The 18835-nt window shown below is 63.1% G+C and carries 14 protein-coding genes; 4 read left to right on the top strand and 10 right to left on the bottom strand.

Features of this window, described 5'->3' with window-relative positions:
• Positions 1 to 78 precede the first annotated feature (78 nt).
• The 6 genes from scpB to MESCI2_RS0126695 all read right to left on the bottom strand — a co-directional run bounded on the left by scpB (position 79) and on the right by MESCI2_RS0126695 (position 9327).
• Positions 79 to 846: an SMC-Scp complex subunit ScpB gene (gene scpB, locus MESCI2_RS0126720; RefSeq protein ID WP_027039147.1), complete on the bottom strand. Its 768-nt coding sequence runs from the start codon at positions 844 to 846 to the stop codon at positions 79 to 81.
• Positions 843 to 1643 (bottom strand): segregation and condensation protein A, encoded by an 801-nt coding sequence (locus MESCI2_RS0126715; protein ID WP_050596706.1) that lies wholly within the window; start codon positions 1641 to 1643, stop codon positions 843 to 845. Before MESCI2_RS0126715 ends, scpB begins: the two co-directional genes overlap by 4 nt.
• A 62-nt stretch (positions 1644 to 1705) precedes the next feature.
• Positions 1706 to 2725, bottom strand: coding sequence for a beta-N-acetylhexosaminidase (gene nagZ / locus MESCI2_RS0126710; RefSeq protein ID WP_027039145.1), 1020 nt, complete (start codon positions 2723 to 2725; stop codon positions 1706 to 1708).
• 133 nt (positions 2726 to 2858) lie between these two features.
• Positions 2859 to 6176 carry an SPOR domain-containing protein gene (locus MESCI2_RS0126705; RefSeq protein ID WP_027039144.1) on the bottom strand — a complete coding sequence of 1106 codons (3318 nt, stop codon included), beginning with the start codon at positions 6174 to 6176 and terminating at the stop codon, positions 2859 to 2861.
• A gap of 103 nt (positions 6177 to 6279) precedes the next feature.
• The gene (gene argS, locus MESCI2_RS0126700) at positions 6280 to 8037 is read right to left on the bottom strand and encodes an arginine--tRNA ligase (protein WP_027039143.1); all 1758 of its coding nucleotides are present in this window, start codon (positions 8035 to 8037) and stop codon (positions 6280 to 6282) included.
• 75 nt (positions 8038 to 8112) lie between these two features.
• A complete protein-coding gene (locus MESCI2_RS0126695) occupies positions 8113 to 9327 on the bottom strand; it encodes a deoxyguanosinetriphosphate triphosphohydrolase (RefSeq protein ID WP_027039142.1) in 1215 nt (404 codons plus the stop codon).
• A gap of 90 nt (positions 9328 to 9417) precedes the next feature.
• Between MESCI2_RS0126695 and erpA the strand changes: the two genes are divergently transcribed.
• From erpA to MESCI2_RS0126675, 4 genes are all read left to right on the top strand, one after another.
• The gene (erpA, locus tag MESCI2_RS0126690) at positions 9418 to 9765 is read left to right on the top strand and encodes an iron-sulfur cluster insertion protein ErpA (protein WP_013531288.1); all 348 of its coding nucleotides are present in this window, start codon (positions 9418 to 9420) and stop codon (positions 9763 to 9765) included.
• Between the two features lies 1 nt (position 9766).
• Positions 9767 to 10162 (top strand): VOC family protein, encoded by a 396-nt coding sequence (locus MESCI2_RS0126685; protein ID WP_027039141.1) that lies wholly within the window; start codon positions 9767 to 9769, stop codon positions 10160 to 10162.
• Between the two features lie 17 nt (positions 10163 to 10179).
• On the top strand, positions 10180 to 10974 hold the full coding sequence (gene xth, locus MESCI2_RS0126680; RefSeq protein WP_032901394.1) for an exodeoxyribonuclease III: 795 nt from the start codon (positions 10180 to 10182) through the stop codon (positions 10972 to 10974).
• Between the two features lie 71 nt (positions 10975 to 11045).
• A complete protein-coding gene (locus MESCI2_RS0126675) occupies positions 11046 to 11363 on the top strand; it encodes a hypothetical protein (RefSeq protein ID WP_027039139.1) in 318 nt (105 codons plus the stop codon).
• Positions 11364 to 11410: 47 nt separating this feature from the next.
• Here the strand turns inward: MESCI2_RS0126675 and MESCI2_RS0126670 are convergent, their stop codons facing one another.
• From MESCI2_RS0126670 to MESCI2_RS0126655, 4 genes are all read right to left on the bottom strand, one after another.
• The gene (locus tag MESCI2_RS0126670) at positions 11411 to 12271 is read right to left on the bottom strand and encodes a tetratricopeptide repeat protein (protein WP_032901393.1); all 861 of its coding nucleotides are present in this window, start codon (positions 12269 to 12271) and stop codon (positions 11411 to 11413) included.
• Complete coding sequence (gene ilvD / locus MESCI2_RS0126665) at positions 12258 to 13982, bottom strand: dihydroxy-acid dehydratase (protein WP_027039137.1); 1725 nt, start codon at positions 13980 to 13982, stop codon at positions 12258 to 12260. The genes MESCI2_RS0126670 and ilvD overlap by 14 nt, the downstream gene beginning before the upstream one ends.
• 294 nt (positions 13983 to 14276) lie before the next feature.
• Entirely contained in the window at positions 14277 to 15506 is a 1230-nt protein-coding gene (locus MESCI2_RS0126660; protein WP_027039136.1) for an OmpP1/FadL family transporter, read from the bottom strand.
• Positions 15507 to 15864: 358 nt separating this feature from the next.
• Positions 15865 to 18648 carry a valine--tRNA ligase gene (locus tag MESCI2_RS0126655; RefSeq protein ID WP_027039135.1) on the bottom strand — a complete coding sequence of 928 codons (2784 nt, stop codon included), beginning with the start codon at positions 18646 to 18648 and terminating at the stop codon, positions 15865 to 15867.
• Between the last annotated feature and the right edge of the window lie 187 nt (positions 18649 to 18835).

The following is an 18835-nucleotide window of genomic DNA, read 5'->3' as shown; positions in this document are numbered from 1 at the left end:
TGGTGGATGTCACGCGTTTTCGGCGTGAAGGCCCGCTACGAATCCGCGCATCCTCATCAAGTTGGCCGCCAATGCCAGTCAATCTTCCGTGACGCGCGGCGTCAGCAGGCCGAGTTCCTCGAGATCGATGTCGGTCAGCGCATCCTCGTCCTCGGTCAATGCGTCGGGATCGGCCGGCGGCTGCGGAATGGAGAAATTCGACGGCATGCGGCCCGAAAGCAGTCCGGCCCCCTTCAGTTCCTCCATGCCGGGAAGATCGCGGATCTCTTCCAGCGCGAAATGGTCGAGAAAGGTCTCCGTCGTGCCGTAGGTGACTGGGCGGCCGGGCGTCTTACGCCGGCCGCGCATGCGCACCCATTCCGTTTCCAGCAGCGTGTCGAGCGTGCCTTTCGAAGTTTCGACGCCGCGGATGTCCTCGATCTCGGCACGCGTCACCGGCTGGTGATAGGCAATGATCGCCAGCACTTCGAGAGCCGCGCGGGAGAGCTTCCTTTGCTGGACGGTATCCCTGCTCATCAGGAAAGCCAGGTCGCCGGCAGTGCGGAACGCCCAGGCGTCGCCGACACGCACCAGATTGACGCCGCGCCGCGCATAGATCTGCTGCAGCTCGGCCATGGCCAGGGTGATGTTGATGCCGTCAGGAAGGCGGGCCGCAAGCTGCTTTTCGCTGACGGGTTCGGCGCTGGCGAACACGATCGCCTCGGCCATGCGCACGGCCTCGGCCAGATGCAGCCGCTCGGCCGGGTTCTGTAGCTGCTGCTCGGCCGGATCCTGGGAAAGCGACTCCTCTTCGGGTTCATCGCCGACCTTGAACGGGACAACCGAAGCGTTGGCGCGTTCGCTCATGATGCCACCTCGACTGCCTTGATTGCCTGCGTGCGGCCGCGCAGGTAGATCGGCGCGAACGTCTGATCCTGCCGCACATCCATCGTGCCGTCGCGCACCAGCTCCAGCGTGGCCGCAAACGAACTGGCGATCGCCGTGCGCCGCTCCTCGGGGCTGGTCATGTACGCGATCAGAAAACTTTCCAGCGCCGTCCAGTCACTTGCAGCCCCGACCAGGCGGGTCAGGATGTCGCGCGCGTCCTTGAGCGACCAGACGCCGCGCCTGGCGATGGTCACATTGTTGATCGCCTGCTTCTGCCGCTGCTGGGCATAGGCGGTCAAGAGATCGTAGAGCGAGGCCGAATAGGCGTTACGCTTTTCGACGATGACCATTTCCGGCATACCGCGCGCGAACACGTCGCGGCCGAGCCGGTTGCGGTTGACCAGCCGCGCCGAGGCGTCGCGCATGGCTTCCAGCCGCTTCAGACGGAACTGCAGCACCGCCGCCAGTTCCTCGCCGCTTTCGCCCTCGTCGCCGGGCTGCTTGGGGATCAGGAGCTTGGACTTGAGGAAGGCCAGCCACGCCGCCATCACCAGATAGTCGGCGGCAAGCTCCAGCCTGAGCGCCCTCGCCGTCTCGACAAAGGTCAGATATTGCTCGACCAGCGCCAGGATCGAAATGCGGGCCAGATCGACCTTCTGGGTGCGGGCAAGATGCAGCAGAAGATCGAGCGGACCTTCGAAGCCGGCCACGTCGACGACCAGAGACGGGTCGCCGGTGACGCGTGAATCGTCATTCTCGGCCCACAGACGGTCCATCGGTGCGGCCTTCGCGGCCTTGCTTTCCAATGTTTCCGCCACTGCCTGTCACTTTCCCTTTGCTATGCCACCGCGTCGAAGTAGGTGGCGAATTCGGCACGTATTTCGGTTTCTTCGACCGTGTCACGGTCCTTTATATAGGTCAGCGCCCGCTTTGCGCGCTCCAGCGACGTGCCCTCAAGCCCCGTGGTGCGCGATGCGATGCCGGCCATCTCCTCGAAAACGCCGTTGCAGTGAAGGACCAGATCGCAGCCCGCCGCAAGGATCGAGGCCGCCTTTGTCGGGAAATCCCCAGAAAGTGCCTTCATCGAGGTGTCGTCGCTCATCAGCAGTCCGTCGAAGCCGATTTCGCGCCGGATGATCTCGTCGATGACCTTGCCGGAGGTGGTCGCCGGATTGTTGGGGTCGATCGCGCTGTAGACGACATGGGCTGTCATCGCCATCGGCAGATGGCTAAGCTCCTTGAACGGGGCGAAATCATGCCGCTGCAGGTCGCTGAGCGAGGCATTGACCACTGGCAGTTCGAAATGCGTGTCGGCAAAGGCACGCCCATGACCCGGAATATGCTTCATGACCGGCAGCACGCCGCCCGACATCAGTCCCTCCGCGGCTGCGCGGCCGAGTTCGATCACCGGCCACGGGTCCTTGCCGTAGGCACGCGCGCCGATGACATCGCTGGCGCCTTCGATCGGCACGTCGAGCACCGGCAGGCAATCGGCTGTAATGCCGTAGCGCAGCAGGTCGAAGGCATGCAGCCGCGCCATCAGCCAGGCCGCGCGGGCGCCGGCATCATGATCGTCGCGCCACAGCGCGCCCAGCGCGCCGCCGGCGGGATAGTTCGGCGCCAGCGGCGGTCGCAAGCGCTGCACACGGCCGCCTTCCTGATCGATGAACACCAGCGCGTCCGGGCGCCCAATGCAGTCCCGCATCTCGGCGACCAGATCGCGGATCTGTTCGGTCTCGCCAATGTTGCGCGCAAACAGGATGAAGGCCCACGGGCATTCATTGCGATAGAAATTGATTTCTTCGCGGGTGAGCGATTTCCCGGCACAGCCGAGGATCATGGATTTTGATTCGGTCATGTCGGCAGTTTAGGGCTTTGTGCGATCAAAGGGAATCGCCAGGGATTCATCCAGTGCAACGCCGGATCTGCTTTCCCCATGAAAAAAGCCGGCGCGGTGGACCGCGCCGGCTTTTAATTGGTTGGCTCCGGCTTTAGCGCGAGACGAAGCAGTTGCCGCCGGCGGCCTTGTAGCTGGTGCACAAATTGATCGCGTCATTGCGCGACTGGGCCGGAACGCGCACGCGGTAAAACGTGCCTTTGCCGGCGATCTCGGCCTTGACGATGTTGGCGGTACGCCCGGCAAGCACGCTGCCGTAGCGGCGCTGCAGATCCTGATAGCTGGACTGGGCGCTTTCGACCGTCGGCTGCGAGGCGATCTGCATCGACCACGAGCCACCGCCGGCCGCGGTCGATGCCGGATCGATGGACGCAACCTGATCGGGCTTGACCTCGCCGACGACGTCGACGGGCTGGTCGGACGGACGCTGCGGCGCGAGCGGAACCTTTGCCGGCGTGTTGGCCGATTGGGCCTCGGCCTTCGGCTTGGCCACCGGCTTGAGGGCCGGCTCGTCGTCCGCCTGGGCGGCGGCCGGCGCCACGGTGCCGGTCTGGTCCGCATCCGCTTGCGCCGTCGGGGCAACATGCTGCGGCGCCGGGTCGACCGGCTCGGTAGCGGCCACTTGCGGAGCGGCGGGCGCCGCCGGATCTTCACGCGGCACCAGCGAACCGTCCGACTTGACCACCATGGTCCTCACCTTGCGCGGCGCAACGGCGACGACATCGGCATTTGTGCCCTTGTCGGCATCCTGCAGCACCTGCGCGATGCGGTCCTCGGACTTGGGCGCTGGCGCCGTATTGTCGGCCGAAGCGGCGCCGGCCATCGGCGCGGCATTGCCGACATCGGTTCCAGCGGCGGCTGCATTCTGGTCGGGCGAAAGATCGATGGCGCGGGCCGGGTCCTTCGCCTGCACGTCCACCGGCTCTTCGGTGTTGGTGACCAGCTTTTCCTGGACCGGCTCGGCCGGCTTTGCGCCCCTGACCGCGTCGTAGACCTTGTTGTCCTGATTGGGCACCACGGCGCCGCCCGGATTCTCCGGCTTGACCTTGATCGGCGCGTTGTCGGCCTTGACAATGACAGGCGCTTCGCTGCCGCCCTTGCCGCCAAAGGACAGCGCAAAGGCACCGAGACCGCCCGCGACCGCGACCGCGCCGACAATCGCGGCGATGAACAGGCCGCGTCCGCGCGACGGCCTCGCGGCCTCACGCTCGCCGAGCCCCGGAACAGCCATAGCCTCGTCGAGTTCGGGATCGTAGTCGAGTTCATCGACGGTGAAATCATCGGCTTGGGAAACCGGCTGGCTCCCTGGCAGACTGTCGAGGTCGAAGCCAGAGGCGTCGGCATAACCCGTGGGCGCCGCCGCGCGGGCAGACATGTCCATCGGCCGCGCCGCATAGGTTCGCGCTTCCGGCTCATAGCCCGGCTTGACCCCGTCATAGCCCGGCTTGAGGCTGTCATAGCCCGGCTTGAAGCCCGCGGCATAGGAGTCATCATCGTAAGACGCGCCGGCCGCATTGTTTGCGGGAGCGGCAGCGACCTCCACCGCGTTCATCTCGGAGAGAAGGCTGGAGAACTCGGCATCGAGATCGTCGTAGCCAGGCGACGCCGGCTGGTCTTCGTCGAAGTGCAGTTCGGGGATATCGAGATCGTCCGCCAGCGCCACGACACGCTCGGGCACATCGACCGTCTCGACATCGGGCATGTCTTCGTAACGCGCCGGCTGGCGCGATTGCGGCGCCGACACCGGGGCAGCGGGAGCCACGGTCTCGACCGGGTCTGACGAACGATAGGACGTCATGGCGGCGACTGCCGGCGCTGCGGCCATGGATGCCATCGAAGCGGCCGACTGAGCGCTGAACGCAGGCTGTGCGCTGAATGACGGCTGCTGCGGAACCGGCGTCACGCGGCTCCACGAACGCGTCGGCTCTGTCGGTTGGGAACGCTCCGCAAGCCAATCGAGAGAATCCGCCGAATTGTCCCGGGGAGCGGCTTCGTCACGCGGATCAAGGCCCTGGGCCAAAGCCACGTCGAGCGCATCGTCGTCGAAATCGACATCGCCAATGGTGTCCGAGTTCGGATCCTGGAGTTCATCAGGCATAAGATTGTCAATATCCGCATCGGCCGCCTGGGCCGTGCCGACATGCCGATTCTGCTCAGGCGTGGATTCGTCAAGATCCCAGTCAAGGTCGCCGACAAGGTCGGCCGGTTCCTCGGCGGGCTCGGCAACAGGCGGCAGGGCAGCGACAGCCGGCTGAGCCGTGACAGGCTCGCTGGCCACCGGCGCCGTGCGCGCCGTCATGGCACCCAGCAGCGCATTCAACTCGTCTTCCAGGCTCCGCTCGTCCGCGATCGGGGCGTGCACCGCCGGCGCGACATTGGCTTCTGGCGCCGCCGGCTGGACCGTAGCGGCGGCAACCTCGGCGACCGGCTCTTCGGCCGTTTCGGCAAACGCGTCGTCCAAATTCAGGTCAAAAGCATCGTCCGACATGCCTTCAGGGCTGGGAATCTCGCCTGTTGCGTCCGCAGCATCGGCAAGCGCATCATGCGCTTCCGGCTCATCGAAGGCGGTCGGTTCATCGGCGCGAACGTCGAAATCCATGTCGACATCGGCCATGGCATCATCGAAATGGCCGGCAAAGCTCTCGTCGGAGATGGCCTGGCCGTCACGCGCCGCCGCCTGCTCCGGCATGGCATGCTCGACGGGATCGGCGGCCATGAATGACTGTTCCGCCGCCGAATGGTCGTCGAGCATCAGCTCGTCTTCAAGCGACACCGCCACCGCATCGTCGAATTCGCCATCGGAGGCAAGGGGCTCGACAGAAGCGGGCGTGTCGGCAACGGCGTACCGGGCCTCTTCGGCTTCCTCATCGATCCGAAGATCCTGGTCGAGCGAGGCGGCAAGCTCGTCCGCCATCGACTGATCGTCCTCGAAGGGGGACACGTCCTCAAGCGAACCGGCAACGGCATCGCCAAAATCAGACGCGAAAGCGGGCTCGACGGACGGCGCGGCTTCAGCAGCGACCGCATGGCTGGCGCTGGCGACGTGGTCGTCCATCTCAGCCATGTCCAGTTGGAAATCGTCGTCGAGCGACACCGAAAGCTCGTCCATCGCGCTGGCGTCAGCCGCTTCGAATGCCGGCTCATGCACGAAGCTCGGCTCATGAGCCTGCACAACCGGAGCGGCGTCGCTGTCGTCAGCGCCGAACTCGCCCATCATTTCTTTCTCGAGATCGATATCGAAATCGCCCTCTTCGAGCCCGTGATCGGCGGCTGGGGCCTGCGGCTGGGCGGGCGATTGCGGCCTGACCGGCTGGCGCGGGTCGAATCCCATGATCCTGGTCAGCTCCGCGAACGGATCATCGTCAGCGATGTCGTTGTTGTCGGCTACTCTCAGCTGGGTTCTGTCTGCCATTATTGTTCCCGAACTCGCACTCATTCGGACGCCATGGACGTCGCGTAGGGTTGGCCCTTACCAGCGCAATGTGGGCAAAAGGTGACAGGTTATTTAGTCAAACCTAACGCATTTCGGTGGGCGCGGCGGCTCCGATCAACGTCAGGCCGGACGTCAAAACGTCCGAAACAGCCTGCACCAGCCCTAGTCTGGCATGCGTCAATTGTCGGTCGTTAACCTTAACAAAACGTAAGTCCGGATTATCCGTGCCACGGTTCCAGTGTCCGTGGAAGCTGGAGGCCAGGTCATAGAGGTAAAATGCCAGCCGATGCGGCTCGAGCGCAAGGGCGGCGGACTCGATCAGCCGCGGGTATTCGGCAAGCTTGCGGATCAGGCCGATCTCGCCCTCGTCGGTGAGCAATGCCGCGGCCGAGGCCAGGCTGTTGCGGTCGAAATTGGCTTCGCCCAGTTGCTCGCTCGCCTGCCGGAACACCGAATGACAGCGCGCCGAGGCGTACTGGACATAGAACACCGGATTGTCCTTGGACTGCTCGGTGACCTTGGCGAAATCGAAATCCAGCGGCGCATCACCCTTGCGGAACAGCATCATGAAGCGCACCGCGTCGCGGCCCACCTCTTCAATGACTTCCCGCGCCGTGATGAAATTCCCAGCCCTTTTTCCCATTCGGACCGGCTCGCCGTCGCGAAACAGCTTGACGAGATTGCAAAGCAGAACCGTGAGCTTCACTTCATCGCCGGCAATCGCCCGCGCCAAGGCTTCCAACCGCTTGACGTAGCCGCCATGGTCGGCGCCGAGCACATAGATCAGGTCGACGAAGCCGCGATCGACCTTGTCCTTGAGATAGGCGACGTCGGCGGCGAAATAGGTGAACGAGCCATCGGACTTGACCAGCGCCCGGTCCATGTCGTCGCCGACCGCGGTCGAGCGGAACAGCGTCTGCTCGCGATCCTCCCAATCGTCGGGTTTCTCGCCCTTGGGCGGCGGCAGCTTGCCCTTGTAGATATGGCCCTTCAGCGTCAGATCGTTGATCGCCAAGCGGATCTTCCTGGCATTGTCGGCGTGTAACGTACGTTCCGAGAAGAACACGTCGTGATGCACGTTGAGAAGCGCCAGATCATCGCGGATCATCGCCATCATCGCATCGATGGCGCGGTCTTTGACGATAGCTAGCGCCTCGTCCTCCGGCATCTGGAGCAGACTGCGGCCGAACTCTTTCGCCAGCGCCTGGCCGAGAGGAACCAAATAATCGCCTGGATAAAGGCCGGGCGGAATCTCGCCGATCTCGTCGCCGAGTGCCTCCCGATACCGCAGTATGACCGAGCGACCGAGCACGTCGATCTGTCCGCCAGCGTCGTTGATGATATATTCCTTGGTCACGTCGTAGCCGGCAAACGCCATCAGATTGGCGAGCGCGTCGCCGACGACAGCACCCCGGCAATGGCCGACATGCATCGGGCCTGTCGGGTTGGCCGAGACATATTCGACATTGGTCTTCCGGCCAGCGCCAACCGTCGAGCGGCCATAGTTGCGGCCCTCGCCGAGCAGTGCGATCAGATGTGTCTGCCAGAAGCCGTCCTTCAGCCTGAGATTGACGAAACCGGGGCCAGCCACCTCTGTTGCCGCGACATCCTTGTCGTCGCGCAACGCCTGCGCCAGCCTTTCGGCCAGCGCGCGCGGGTTCTGGCCGGTCGGCTTGGCCAGCACCATCGCCGCATTGGTCGCCAGGTCGCCGTGGCTGGCGTCGCGCGGCGGCTCGACGGCAATGCGCGACAGGTCAGGCGAAACGCCGTCTTTGTCTTTCAGATCAAGCGCTTCGACGGCTTTTATGATTCGCGCGGTGAAATCGGCGAAGATGTTCATTTGTGTGACTCTGGGGTCTGGCTCTGGCGGCTTTGCAGCGAATCCGGCTCGTTGGCCGGCAAAATCGAGCCCGCCCTAGCCCAATTCAGGCGTATGGTCAAACAAACGCCGGTGTTCCTTGAGCGCGTAGGTGTCGGTCATACCCGCCAGGAAGTCGGCGACGCTGCGCGCCTTGATGCGATCATCGGCCCGATCCAGCCCCTCGCGCCAGCCATCCGGCATGGCGCGCGGATCGGCGAAATAGGCGTCGAACAGATTTTTGACGATCTGCTCGGCGTCCGCGCGCACCCGCATGACTTCCGTGTGCCGGTAGAGGTGCTTGTACAAAAAGGCCTTCAGTTCTTTCTCCAAGGCAGCCATTTCGGCCGAGAAAACCACCATCGTCTCGCCGGCTGCCCTCACCGCATCGGCGCTCCGCGGCCTGATGCGATCGAGATTGGCGGTCGTCGACTTGATCACGTCCTCGACCATGGCGGTTATCTGCCGCCGCATCAGTTCGTGGCCGGTGCGCACGGCGTCGAGGGAGGGATAGCGTGCGCGCACGCCTTTCAGGATCGTTCCCGGCAGCGAAACCGTCTCCAGCATGTCCAGCGTCAAAAGCCCTGCCCTCAAGCCGTCATCGATGTCATGCGTGTTGTAGGCGATATCGTCGGCGATCGCCGCGCATTGCGCCTCGATGCCGGCGAACCGGTCGAGTTCGAGATCGTGCAGTTGCGAATAATCACGGATCGCCTGCGGCACCGGCCCTTTCAGACCCTTGCCGTTGGCGTCCGTCAGCGGCCCATTGTGCTTGACCAGGCCTTCCAGCGTTTCCCAGGTCAGGTTGAGCCCGTCGAATTCGGCGTAGCGCGCCTCAAGCCTCGTCACGATGCGCAACGATTGCGCGTTATGGTCGAAGCCGCCCCAGGTAACCATCTTCTCGTTGAGCGCGTCCTCGCCGGTGTGGCCGAAGGGCGTGTGGCCGAAATCATGCACCAGTGCCACCGCCTCGGCCAGATCCTCGTCGCCGCGCAGTGCCCGTGCCAGGGCGCGCGCGATCTGCGCCACTTCGATCGAATGGGTCAGGCGGGTGCGATAGTGGTCGCCTTCATGGGCGATGAAGACCTGCGTCTTGTGCTTCAGCCGCCGGAAGGCCGTCGAATGGATGATGCGGTCACGGTCACGCTGGAACGGCGTGCGGGTCGGGCTTTCCACCTCGTCGAACAGCCGTCCGCGCGAGTTTCCCGGATCGCAGGCATAGGCGGCGCGTGGCCGATAGCCGAATCCGATGTCGCCCAACTCATTGGTCATGGCTGATGCTGCCGCGTTTGACTTAGCCAGGTTGACTTGGCCCCTCGCGCTTCATACCTATCATGTGAAACCGAAAGCAAGGTGACGCCCATGGGCGCTGATGCCAAGACTGCCATGAAAGTCGATATGACCGAGGCCGCCGCCAAGCGGATCGCCAGGATTGTCTCGAACGAGGCCGGCAAGACGGCGCTGCGCGTGTCGGTCGAAGGCGGCGGCTGCTCGGGCTTCTCCTACAAGTTCGATCTGGTCGATACGCGCAACGACGACGATGTCGCCATCGAGAAGGACGGCGCCACCGTGCTGATCGATGACCTGTCGCTGGTCTATATGGGCGGCTCGGTGATCGACTTCGTCGACGACCTGATGGGCCAGTCGTTCCAGATCCGCAATCCGAACGCCGTCGCCTCCTGCGGCTGCGGCACGAGTTTCTCCATATAGAATGCCTGTTATCGGTGCGGTCCGTCAGATCGCGCTGTCGGCCGGCCGTGACCTCGACGTGACGCTGGCTTTCTGGCGCGACGTACTCGGCATGGCCGTCCATGCACGCTTCGATCCGCCGGGCATCGCCTTCATCATGGCCGGAGAAACCAGGCTGCTGTTCACCGACGGCGTACCGGCCGGAACCGTCTATCTCGACATATCGGGCCTCGATGACTTCCATGCCTCTGCGATCGCGGCAGGCGTGCCCTTCACCGCGCCGCCGACGCTTGTCCATCGCGACACGGAGGGCCAGTTCGGTCCAGCGGGGGAAAGCGAATGGATGGCCTTCCTAAAGGACCCGGCTGGCAATACGATTGGCCTCGTCGAACGCCATCCGCCGCAAGAATCCAACTGAACAGCATCGAGACCGCCATGAAAATCGTCACCTGGAACATCAACGGTGTCCGCGCCCGCATTGGCAACCTCACCCATTGGCTGACCGAGAGCGCACCCGACATCGTCTGCCTGCAGGAGATCAAGACCGTCGACGAGCAATTCCCGCGCGCCGAGATCGAGGCGCTTGGCTACAATGTCGAAACCCATGGCCAGAAGGGTTTCAACGGCGTGGCCCTGTTGTCGAAGCTGCGCTTCGACGAAGTCATCCGGGGCCTGCCCGGCGACGATGCCGATGAACAGGCGCGTTTCATCGAAGGCGTTTTCTCAACCGACAAGGGCGCCTTGCGCGTCGCCTCGCTCTATCTGCCGAACGGCAATCCGATCGATGACGAGAAGAAGTTTCCTTACAAGCTGTCCTGGATGGCGCGGCTGGAGCGCTGGGCCGAAGAACGGCTGAGACTGGAGGAGGCTCTGGTGCTCGCCGGCGACTACAACGTCATTCCCGAGCGGATCGACGCGCGGTTTCCGGAGAACTGGCTGGGCGACGCGCTGTTCCAGCCGCAGACGCGACAAGCCTTCCGCCGGTTGCTCAACCTTGGTTTCACCGAGGCGGTGCGCGCGGTCACCGACGCGCCCGACACCTACACATTCTGGGACTATCAGGCCGGCGCCTGGCAGAAGAACAACGGCATCCGCATCGACCACCTGCTTTTGTCGCCGGAAGCCGCCAACCGGTTTTCTTCCGCGTCGATCGAAAAGCACGTGCGCGCCTGGGAAAAACCATCCGATCACGTCCCGGTGGCGATCGATCTAGCGCTTCAGCCGGCCTGAGAGAACCCTCGCCGGGCCCGTTTGCGCTGGACCTCATATAGCCACATTCCGGCGCTTGATGGGAGATCAGCATGGCGGCTGGGGTTCCCATGACCATTCGATTTTCTCTTTGTCCGATCGGCCTGGCATTTGCCATGGCCGCTCCTGCGGCGGCATTTGCCGACCAGGAATGCCTGGCCAATGGAAAATCCTACCAGCTTGGCCAGGTCGCCTGCCTGACGGTTGCCGACCGGAGCCATCTGGCCCGCTGCGACATGGTGCTCAACAACACCTCGTGGACGAAGATCGGGGATAGCTGCCCGGAAAACACGCTGGCGCCACACCCCCATGTCACGCCGATCTCGACGCCGGCGCCCAGCATGGTGCCGACGGAGCCGATCGCGAACTGAGCCAATCTCCCGCCCGTGGAAGATCGGCAGTTCAGCCGCCAGCAAAACTACTGGTCCGCGTTGTTGCCCTTGGTGAGGATATCATCGGCCAGCGAGATGGCGGTGCGGCGGTCGGCCTCGCCAGCGGTGGCAAATGCCTCTTCCTGCATGCCGCGGATCCAGGGCTGGTCAGCCGGCGAAGCGCGTTCGAGCGCTGCCGTCATCATCGCCAGGCCGCGAACGATCTTGCCGCTCTGGAACAACAAATGGCCCAGTGTCGCCTGGGCGCCGGCATGGCCTTTCTCGGCGGCGAGTTGGAACCAGCGCCCGGCCTGCTTGACACTGGCCTTCACGCCGCCCTCGCCCTTCAGGAACATCTGCCCCATCTCGAACTGCGCGTTCGGATTGCGGTAGTTGGCGGCGGCGCGCATGTAATATTCCTGGGCCGCGACCTCGTTCTCGGCGACCGGGCTGCCGGGAATGCCCGTGCGCAAATAGTCGCCAAGCGCCACCAGCGCATCGGAGACATAGCTTTCCTCAGGCGAGCCGGGCTCGACGTCCTGGTCGACGATCTCGGAGAAGAACTTGAACGCCTCATAGTCGTCGCGCGCCACGCCGTCGCCCTCGGCATACATGCGGGCAAGCTTCCAGGTGGCGCCGATCTGGCCGTTTTCGGCGGCGTATTTGTAGGCTTCGGCGGCCTGTTCCTTGTGGCCGTTCTTGTAGGCGGAGAAGCCGAACTGGAAGACCGCCCAGGGGCTGGATTGCGGCTTCACCCCGGTCTTGTCGTCGAACACCTTGTCGTCGAAGGCCATGGCCTGGCCCACGGCGCCAAAGGTCGCGCCAAACGTGGCGGCCACGACCAGTGCCGAAAAGACAGACGACCTCAACAACTCTGGTGTTGACTTCAACAACTCAGATGTCCGCATAACAGTGTGTTTCTTTCGCACCGCCCGGATGGGTCACCGCGCCATCGCGCGCCGGCCCTACCGTCTGTGCATATTTCCATATCGCGCCCGACTGATAATCGGTCGCGCGCGCCTTCCATGTCTTTGCCCTCGCCGCCAGTTCGCTATCGGACAACGCCACGTCGATCGTGCCGTTCACCGCGTCGATCGAGATCACGTCGCCATCCCTGAGCAGTCCGATCGGGCCGCCCACGGCTGCCTCGGGGCCGACATGGCCGATGCAGAAACCGCGCGTCGCGCCCGAGAAGCGCCCGTCGGTGATCAGCGCCACCTTGCCGCCCATGCCCTGGCCGTAAAGTGCTGCCGTCGTCGACAGCATCTCGCGCATGCCGGGGCCGCCGCGCGGTCCTTCGTAGCGAATGACGAGAACCTCGCCCTCCTTGTAGTTGCGATGCGTCACCGCCTCGAAACATTCCTCTTCCGAATCGAAGCAGCGTGCCGGGCCGGAGAACTTCAACTCCGCCATGCCCGCGACCTTCACGATCGCGCCTTCGGGGGCAAGGTTTCCCTTCAAGCCCACGACACCGCCGGTTTGGGTAATGGGTGTGTTGGCCGGGCGGACCACATCCTGATGCTCATTCCAGACAACGTGCTGCATGTTTTCGGCCAAAGTGCGGCCAGTCACGGTCATGCAGTCGCCATGCAGATAGCCGTGGTCGAGCAGCGTCTTCATCAGCAGCGGAATGCCGCCGGCCTCGAACATGTCCTTGGCGACATATTTGCCGCCCGGCTTGAGGTCGGCGATGTAAGGCGTCTTCTCGAAGATCTTGGCCACGTCGAACAGGTCGAACTTGATGCCGGCCTCATGCGCGATCGCCGGCAGATGCAGTGCCGCGTTGGTCGAACCGCCGGTGGCCGAGACCACGGTCGCCGCATTCTCAAGCGCCTTCAGTGTGACGATGTCGCGCGGCCGGATATTTCTGGCGATCAGCTCCATGATCTTTTCGCCCGAGGCGAAATTGAACCGGTCGCGCATCTCGTAGGGGGCCGGCGCGCCGCAGGAATAGGGCAGCGCCAGGCCGATCGCCTCGGCAACGGTGGCCATGGTGTTGGCGGTGAACTGGGCGCCGCAGGAGCCGGCCGACGGGCAGGCCGCCTGCTCGATTTCGAGAAGCTCGGCATCGTCGATGGTGCCTACCGAGTGCTGGCCGACCGCCTCGAACACATCTTGCACGGTGATCTGGCGGCCGCGATAGCTGCCGGGCAGGATCGAACCGCCATAGATGAAGATCGACGGCACGTTGAGCCGCACCATGGCCATCATCATGCCGGGCAGCGACTTGTCGCAGCCGGCGAGCCCAACCAGCGCGTCGTAGCAATGGCCGCGCATGGTGAGTTCGACCGAATCGGCGATGACCTCGCGCGATACCAGCGACGACTTCATGCCCTGGTGGCCCATGGCGATGCCATCGGTGACGGTGATGGTGCAGAATTCGCGCGGCGTGCCGCTGGCGGCAGCAACGCCCTTCTTAACCACCTGCGCCTGGCGCATCAGCGAGATGTTGCAGGGCGCCGCCTCGTTCCAGCAGGAGGCGACACCGACCAGCGGCTGCGCAATCTCGGCCGCCGACAAACCCATGGCATAGAGATAGGAACGATGCGGCGCACGCGCCGGACCGACGGTCACATGGCGGCTAGGGAGCTTAGCCTTGGAGATGACTTTGGCGTCCATACTCTTCCTTGCCCCATCTTCCCTGCAATGGGGCGGAGCGGCCTGCCCCTCGCCGAGCCTTTTGGCGCGTGTCCCGAGACAAGATCGAGGTGCGCCGGGTTTATGGCGGGAAATGGGCAATTTCCTCAGCCCGGCTTCCAGCGCAGGGGTTGTTCAGAAAGTGTTGCCAAAACGTCACAATAGCAGGAGGCGGCAACAGCGCGGCGCCGCTTATATGAATGGAGCATGGGCAAGGCCCGTCCAAATGAAAAAGGCCGGGTATTTGCCCGGCCTTTTTTTAGAATTTTCAGTCGCTTAGAACTTGATCTTGATACCGCCGGAAAATGCCGTGACCAGATCGTTGCCAAAATCGTAGCTGCCATCCGCGCCTGCGACATAGCCGTTCTCACCCGCCAACTCCCCCGAATGGCCGCTGGTCAGCACACCGACCGCCCCTGCCAGACGAACCTCGATATTCGGCGTGGGCGTATAGGCAACGCCGCCACCCAGCGTCCAGGTATCGGTCTGTGCACCATAGCCATGCGACGTACCACGATCCCAGGAAAGCTGGCCAGCGGCACTCCACTGATCGTTGAACTTGTGGCCGACACCACCTGAAACGGTCCAGCCATCGCGGTACATCAGGTCGAGCGAAGTCACAGCAACCGGAGAACCCGTGACGCATGACGATGCCGGAAAGCCCACTGGGCAGATCGGGACGCTTTGCAGCAAGCTCCAGTTGACCCATTTGATCGAGCCGAAAGCGAGCCAGCCGGGCGCGACGCCTGACTGAAGTTTCAACTCCACCGAGTCCGGCATGTACTCCGTCGCACCGAAGATCGGTATAATTTGCCCGCCGATACTGGTGAGATCGAGCGTTCCCGAGATATTGTCGAGCTTGACTTTCGAATTGTAGACGAGGCTCGCGCGCAACGCGATGTCGGGGATTTCGTAGGCGACGCCGGCTCGCCAACCCCAGCCGTTGGCCTCCAGGTCGACGCGGCCGATCGGTGACGGCCCAAATGGATTGAAACCCACCAAGCTTTCCTTGAAGCCTGAAATTTCCTGGTAGAACAGGCCGCCGATAAAACGGAGCTGGCCCTTGCCGACATCGAACTTGTAGGAGCAGGTGCCGGCGTAGTTGTTGCTCTTGATATCCGTTTCGACGTTGGAAAACGCGCCGTTCCACGACGCCCCGGGGGCTGTGTGGGCGCCCCATGGCTGTGAATAGTCAACCATGCAGTCGACGCCCTGCACAACCTGGACCTTGGCTCCGATGCGCGGAACCCAATAGCCCTCGGCGCCATCGGCCGTGGAATTGAGGAAATTAAAGCCGGCTGGTCCAGTTGCATTCTTGTACTTGCGATCCGGCATGACATAGGTCGCTTCAGCTTCCGTGGCGAACGGAGCCGGATCGAACAACAGGTCGATATCGTAGCCAGCACGCTCCAGGCCGCCGGCATGTGCCGGATTCATCGCCGTCCCGATCAAAGCCAGCGAAAAGCAGCCCGCCCCAAGCAGCGCTTTCAGTCGCAGAATAGTCATGAAATGTCCTCCCCGAATTCGAGTGCATCAAGCTAGAACCAATTCAGGTTAACGGTGCAACAACGAATTCAAGAGCGTACATGTACACATTCGCCAGGCGCATTTTCGAGAAACGCAACCGGATGCGGCAAGGCCGAAAAACGGTCCGTGATGGCGGATCCGCTTCCAAAAAACAGAGGAAACCCATCCAGAAAGGTTCGAAAACAGCGTTTTTTGCGGTCCGGGAGCCCCATTGTTACATTATGGCAACAATGGGGCTAAAACTTCCGTTTACGTCAATATTAACGCAACGGAATGCTGATTTTCGAGGCGGAAAACCCAGCACTTTAGAGAGGGCTAAAATCTCGCGAATCTACCCTCAGCCGGCGTCGCGAACCCTGGCCAACGCGACCGACAGCTTGTCCTGCGCATCGCGGTATTCAGCGAGCTTTTCGCGCTCGGCATCGACGATGTCGGCCGGCGCGCTGGCGACGAACCTTTCGTTCGACAGCTTCTTGTGCAGGCGCGCGATCTCCTCGGTCACCTTGGCCAGTTCCTTCTGCAGCCGTGCAGCCTCGGCGGCGAGGTCGATCAGGCTGCCAAGCGGCAGGCAGATCGTCGCCTCGTTGAGCACGATCTGCGCCGACCCCTTGGGCGCGACATCGGCAAGCGAGATGTCACCGACCCGCGCCAGTCGCTTGATCGCCGATTCTTCGCGGACAAGCCGTTCGCGTGTCACAGCGTTGGCGCCGACCACGACGAGCGGTGCAATGGCTGCCGGCGGCACGTTCATCTCCGAGCGCACCGAGCGGATGCCGGAGACGAGGTCGACCAGCCAATTGATGTCGGCTGCAGCCTCGGCGTCTTCGAAGTCCGGCGAGGGCCACGCGGCATGGCACAGCAGCGAGGGGCGTTGCTTGCCTTCGCCAGCGGTCTGCGCCCACAGTTCCTCGGTCATGAACGGCATCATCGGATGCAGCAGCTTGTAGATCTCGTCGAGCACGAAGGCGACGCAGGCTCGGCTTTCGGCCTTGGCCGCCTCGTCGGTGCCCATGAACACCGGCTTCAGCAGTTCCAGGTACCAGTCGCAGAACAGGTTCCAGACGAAGCGGTAGGCGGCACCCGCCGCCTCGTTGAAGCGGTATGAGGTGATGCCGTCGGTGATCTCGCGCGCAGCGCGCGTCAGTTCGGTCAGGATCCAGCGGTTGACCGCCAGCTTGGCATCGTTCAGCCAGAAATCGTCGTTGCGCGCGACCTCGTTCATTTCGGCGAAGCGCGTGGCGTTCCACAGCTTGGTGCCGAAATTGCGATAGCCGGCGATGCGCGCCGGGTCGAGTTTCACGTCGCGGCCCTGCGCCGCCATCACCGTCAGGGTGAAGCGCAGTGCATCGGCGCCATATTCATCGATCAGGTCGAGCGGATCGATGACGTTGCCTTTCGACTTCGACATCTTCTGCCCGTTCTTGTCACGCACCAGCGCATGCACATAGACGGTGTGGAACGGCTCCTCATCCATGAAGTGCAGGCCCATCATCATCATGCGGGCGACCCAGAAGAAGATGATGTCGAAACCGGTCACCAGCACGTCGGTCTGGTAGTAGGTCTTCAGCTCCGGCGTCTCATCGGGCCAACCCAGCGTCGAGAACGGCCACAGCGCCGAAGAGAACCAGGTGTCCAGCACGTCCTCGTCACGGGTCAGGATCTCGCCCGGCTTGAAGTTCTCCAGCTTGTCCTCGACCCAGGCCTTCCATGGGCCTTCCAGCGCCAGATAGAATTCGATCGCGGCGCTCAGCGCCTCTTCCTCGGTCTTCTCGACGAAGACGCGCCCGTCCGGCCCGTACCAGGCCGGAATCTGATGGCCCCACCAGAGCTGGCGCGAGATGCACCAGGGCTGGATGTTCTCCATCCAGTCGAAATAGGTCTTTTCCCAGTTCTTCGGCACGAAGTTCGTGCGTCCTTCGCGCACCGAAGCGATTGCCGGCTTGGCCAGTTCCGCCGCATTGGCATACCATTGCTCGGTCAGGAACGGCTCGATCGGCACGCCCCCGCGATCGCCATGCGGCACGGCGTGGCGATGCGGTTCGACCTTTTCGAGGAAGCCGCCCTCTTCCATCAGTTCGACGATCTTCTTGCGCGCGACGAAGCGATCGAGGCCTTCGAGTTCATCCCAGACCGCCTGGCGCTCCGGCGTCACCTCGAGATCGGCGAGGAAATCCTCATTATCCCTGAGGCTTACCGCGGCCTCCGTGGTCAGGATATTGATCGCCGGCAGCTTGTGGCGCTTGCCGACCTCGAAGTCGTTGAAATCGTGCGCGGGCGTGATCTTGACCGCGCCCGAACCCTTTTCCGGATCGGAATACTCATCCGCCACCACGGGAATCCTGCGGCCGACGATGGGCAGGACGATGTTCTTGCCGACCAGATGCCGGAAGCGCTCGTCGTCGGGATGCACGGCGACGGCCGTATCGCCCAGCATCGTCTCCGGGCGCGTCGTCGCCACGGTGATGAAGGTTTTCGGGTTTTCCGGGTCGAAGGTTTCGCCCTCGATGGGATAGCGGAAGTGCCAGAGATTGCCATTGACCTCCTGCTGCTCGACCTCGAGATCGGAGATCGCGGTGAGCAGCTTGGGGTCCCAGTTCACAAGGCGCTTGTCCTTGTAGATCAGCCCTTCCTTGTAGAGCGTGACGAACACTTCGAGCACGGCCTTGGACAGGCCTTCGTCCATGGTGAAGCGTTCGCGTGACCAGTCGGCCGAGGCGCCGAGCCGCTTCAGCTGATTGAAGATCGCGCCGCCGGACTCGGCCTTCCACTCCCACACTTTCTCGATGAACTGTTCGCGGGTCAGGTCGCGGCGATGGATCTGCTTTTCCATCAGCTGCCGCTCGACCACCATCTGCGTGGCGATGCCGGCATGGTCCATGCCCGGCTGCCACAGGACGTTCTTGCCGCGCATGCGCTCGAAGCGCACCAATATGTCCTGCAGCGTGTTGTTGAGCGCGTGGCCCATATGCAGCGAGCCGGTAACGTTCGGCGGCGGGATGACGATGGTGAAGGCCTCCGCCCCCTCCTCGGCCCCGGCACCGGCGCGAAACGCGTCGGCCTCTTCCCAGACTTTGGCGATCTTCGGCTCGACGGTTTTGGCGTCGTAGGTCTTTTCAAGCATGGGAAAATGGTCCGCGCTGTCGGGAGTTTTGCTGGTCCGGTGTAAATCGGAAGGTTTTGGCCAAGTCAACCGCAAGGGCTGTCTCGGATCCTCACAAGCAGATAGGCGCGGCCTTGGTCATTTCAACGGAAAGCGATCCGTCGTCCTGCCAACAAACTGACTTCACCAAAACAAACGGCGCCACGAA

The sequence above is a fragment of the Mesorhizobium ciceri WSM4083 genome (genome assembly GCF_000519305.1).
GTDB lineage: Bacteria > Pseudomonadota > Alphaproteobacteria > Rhizobiales > Rhizobiaceae > Mesorhizobium > Mesorhizobium ciceri_B.
Note: the sequence above shows the minus strand (reverse complement) of the source record. Positions and strands in the feature narration are given on the sequence as shown.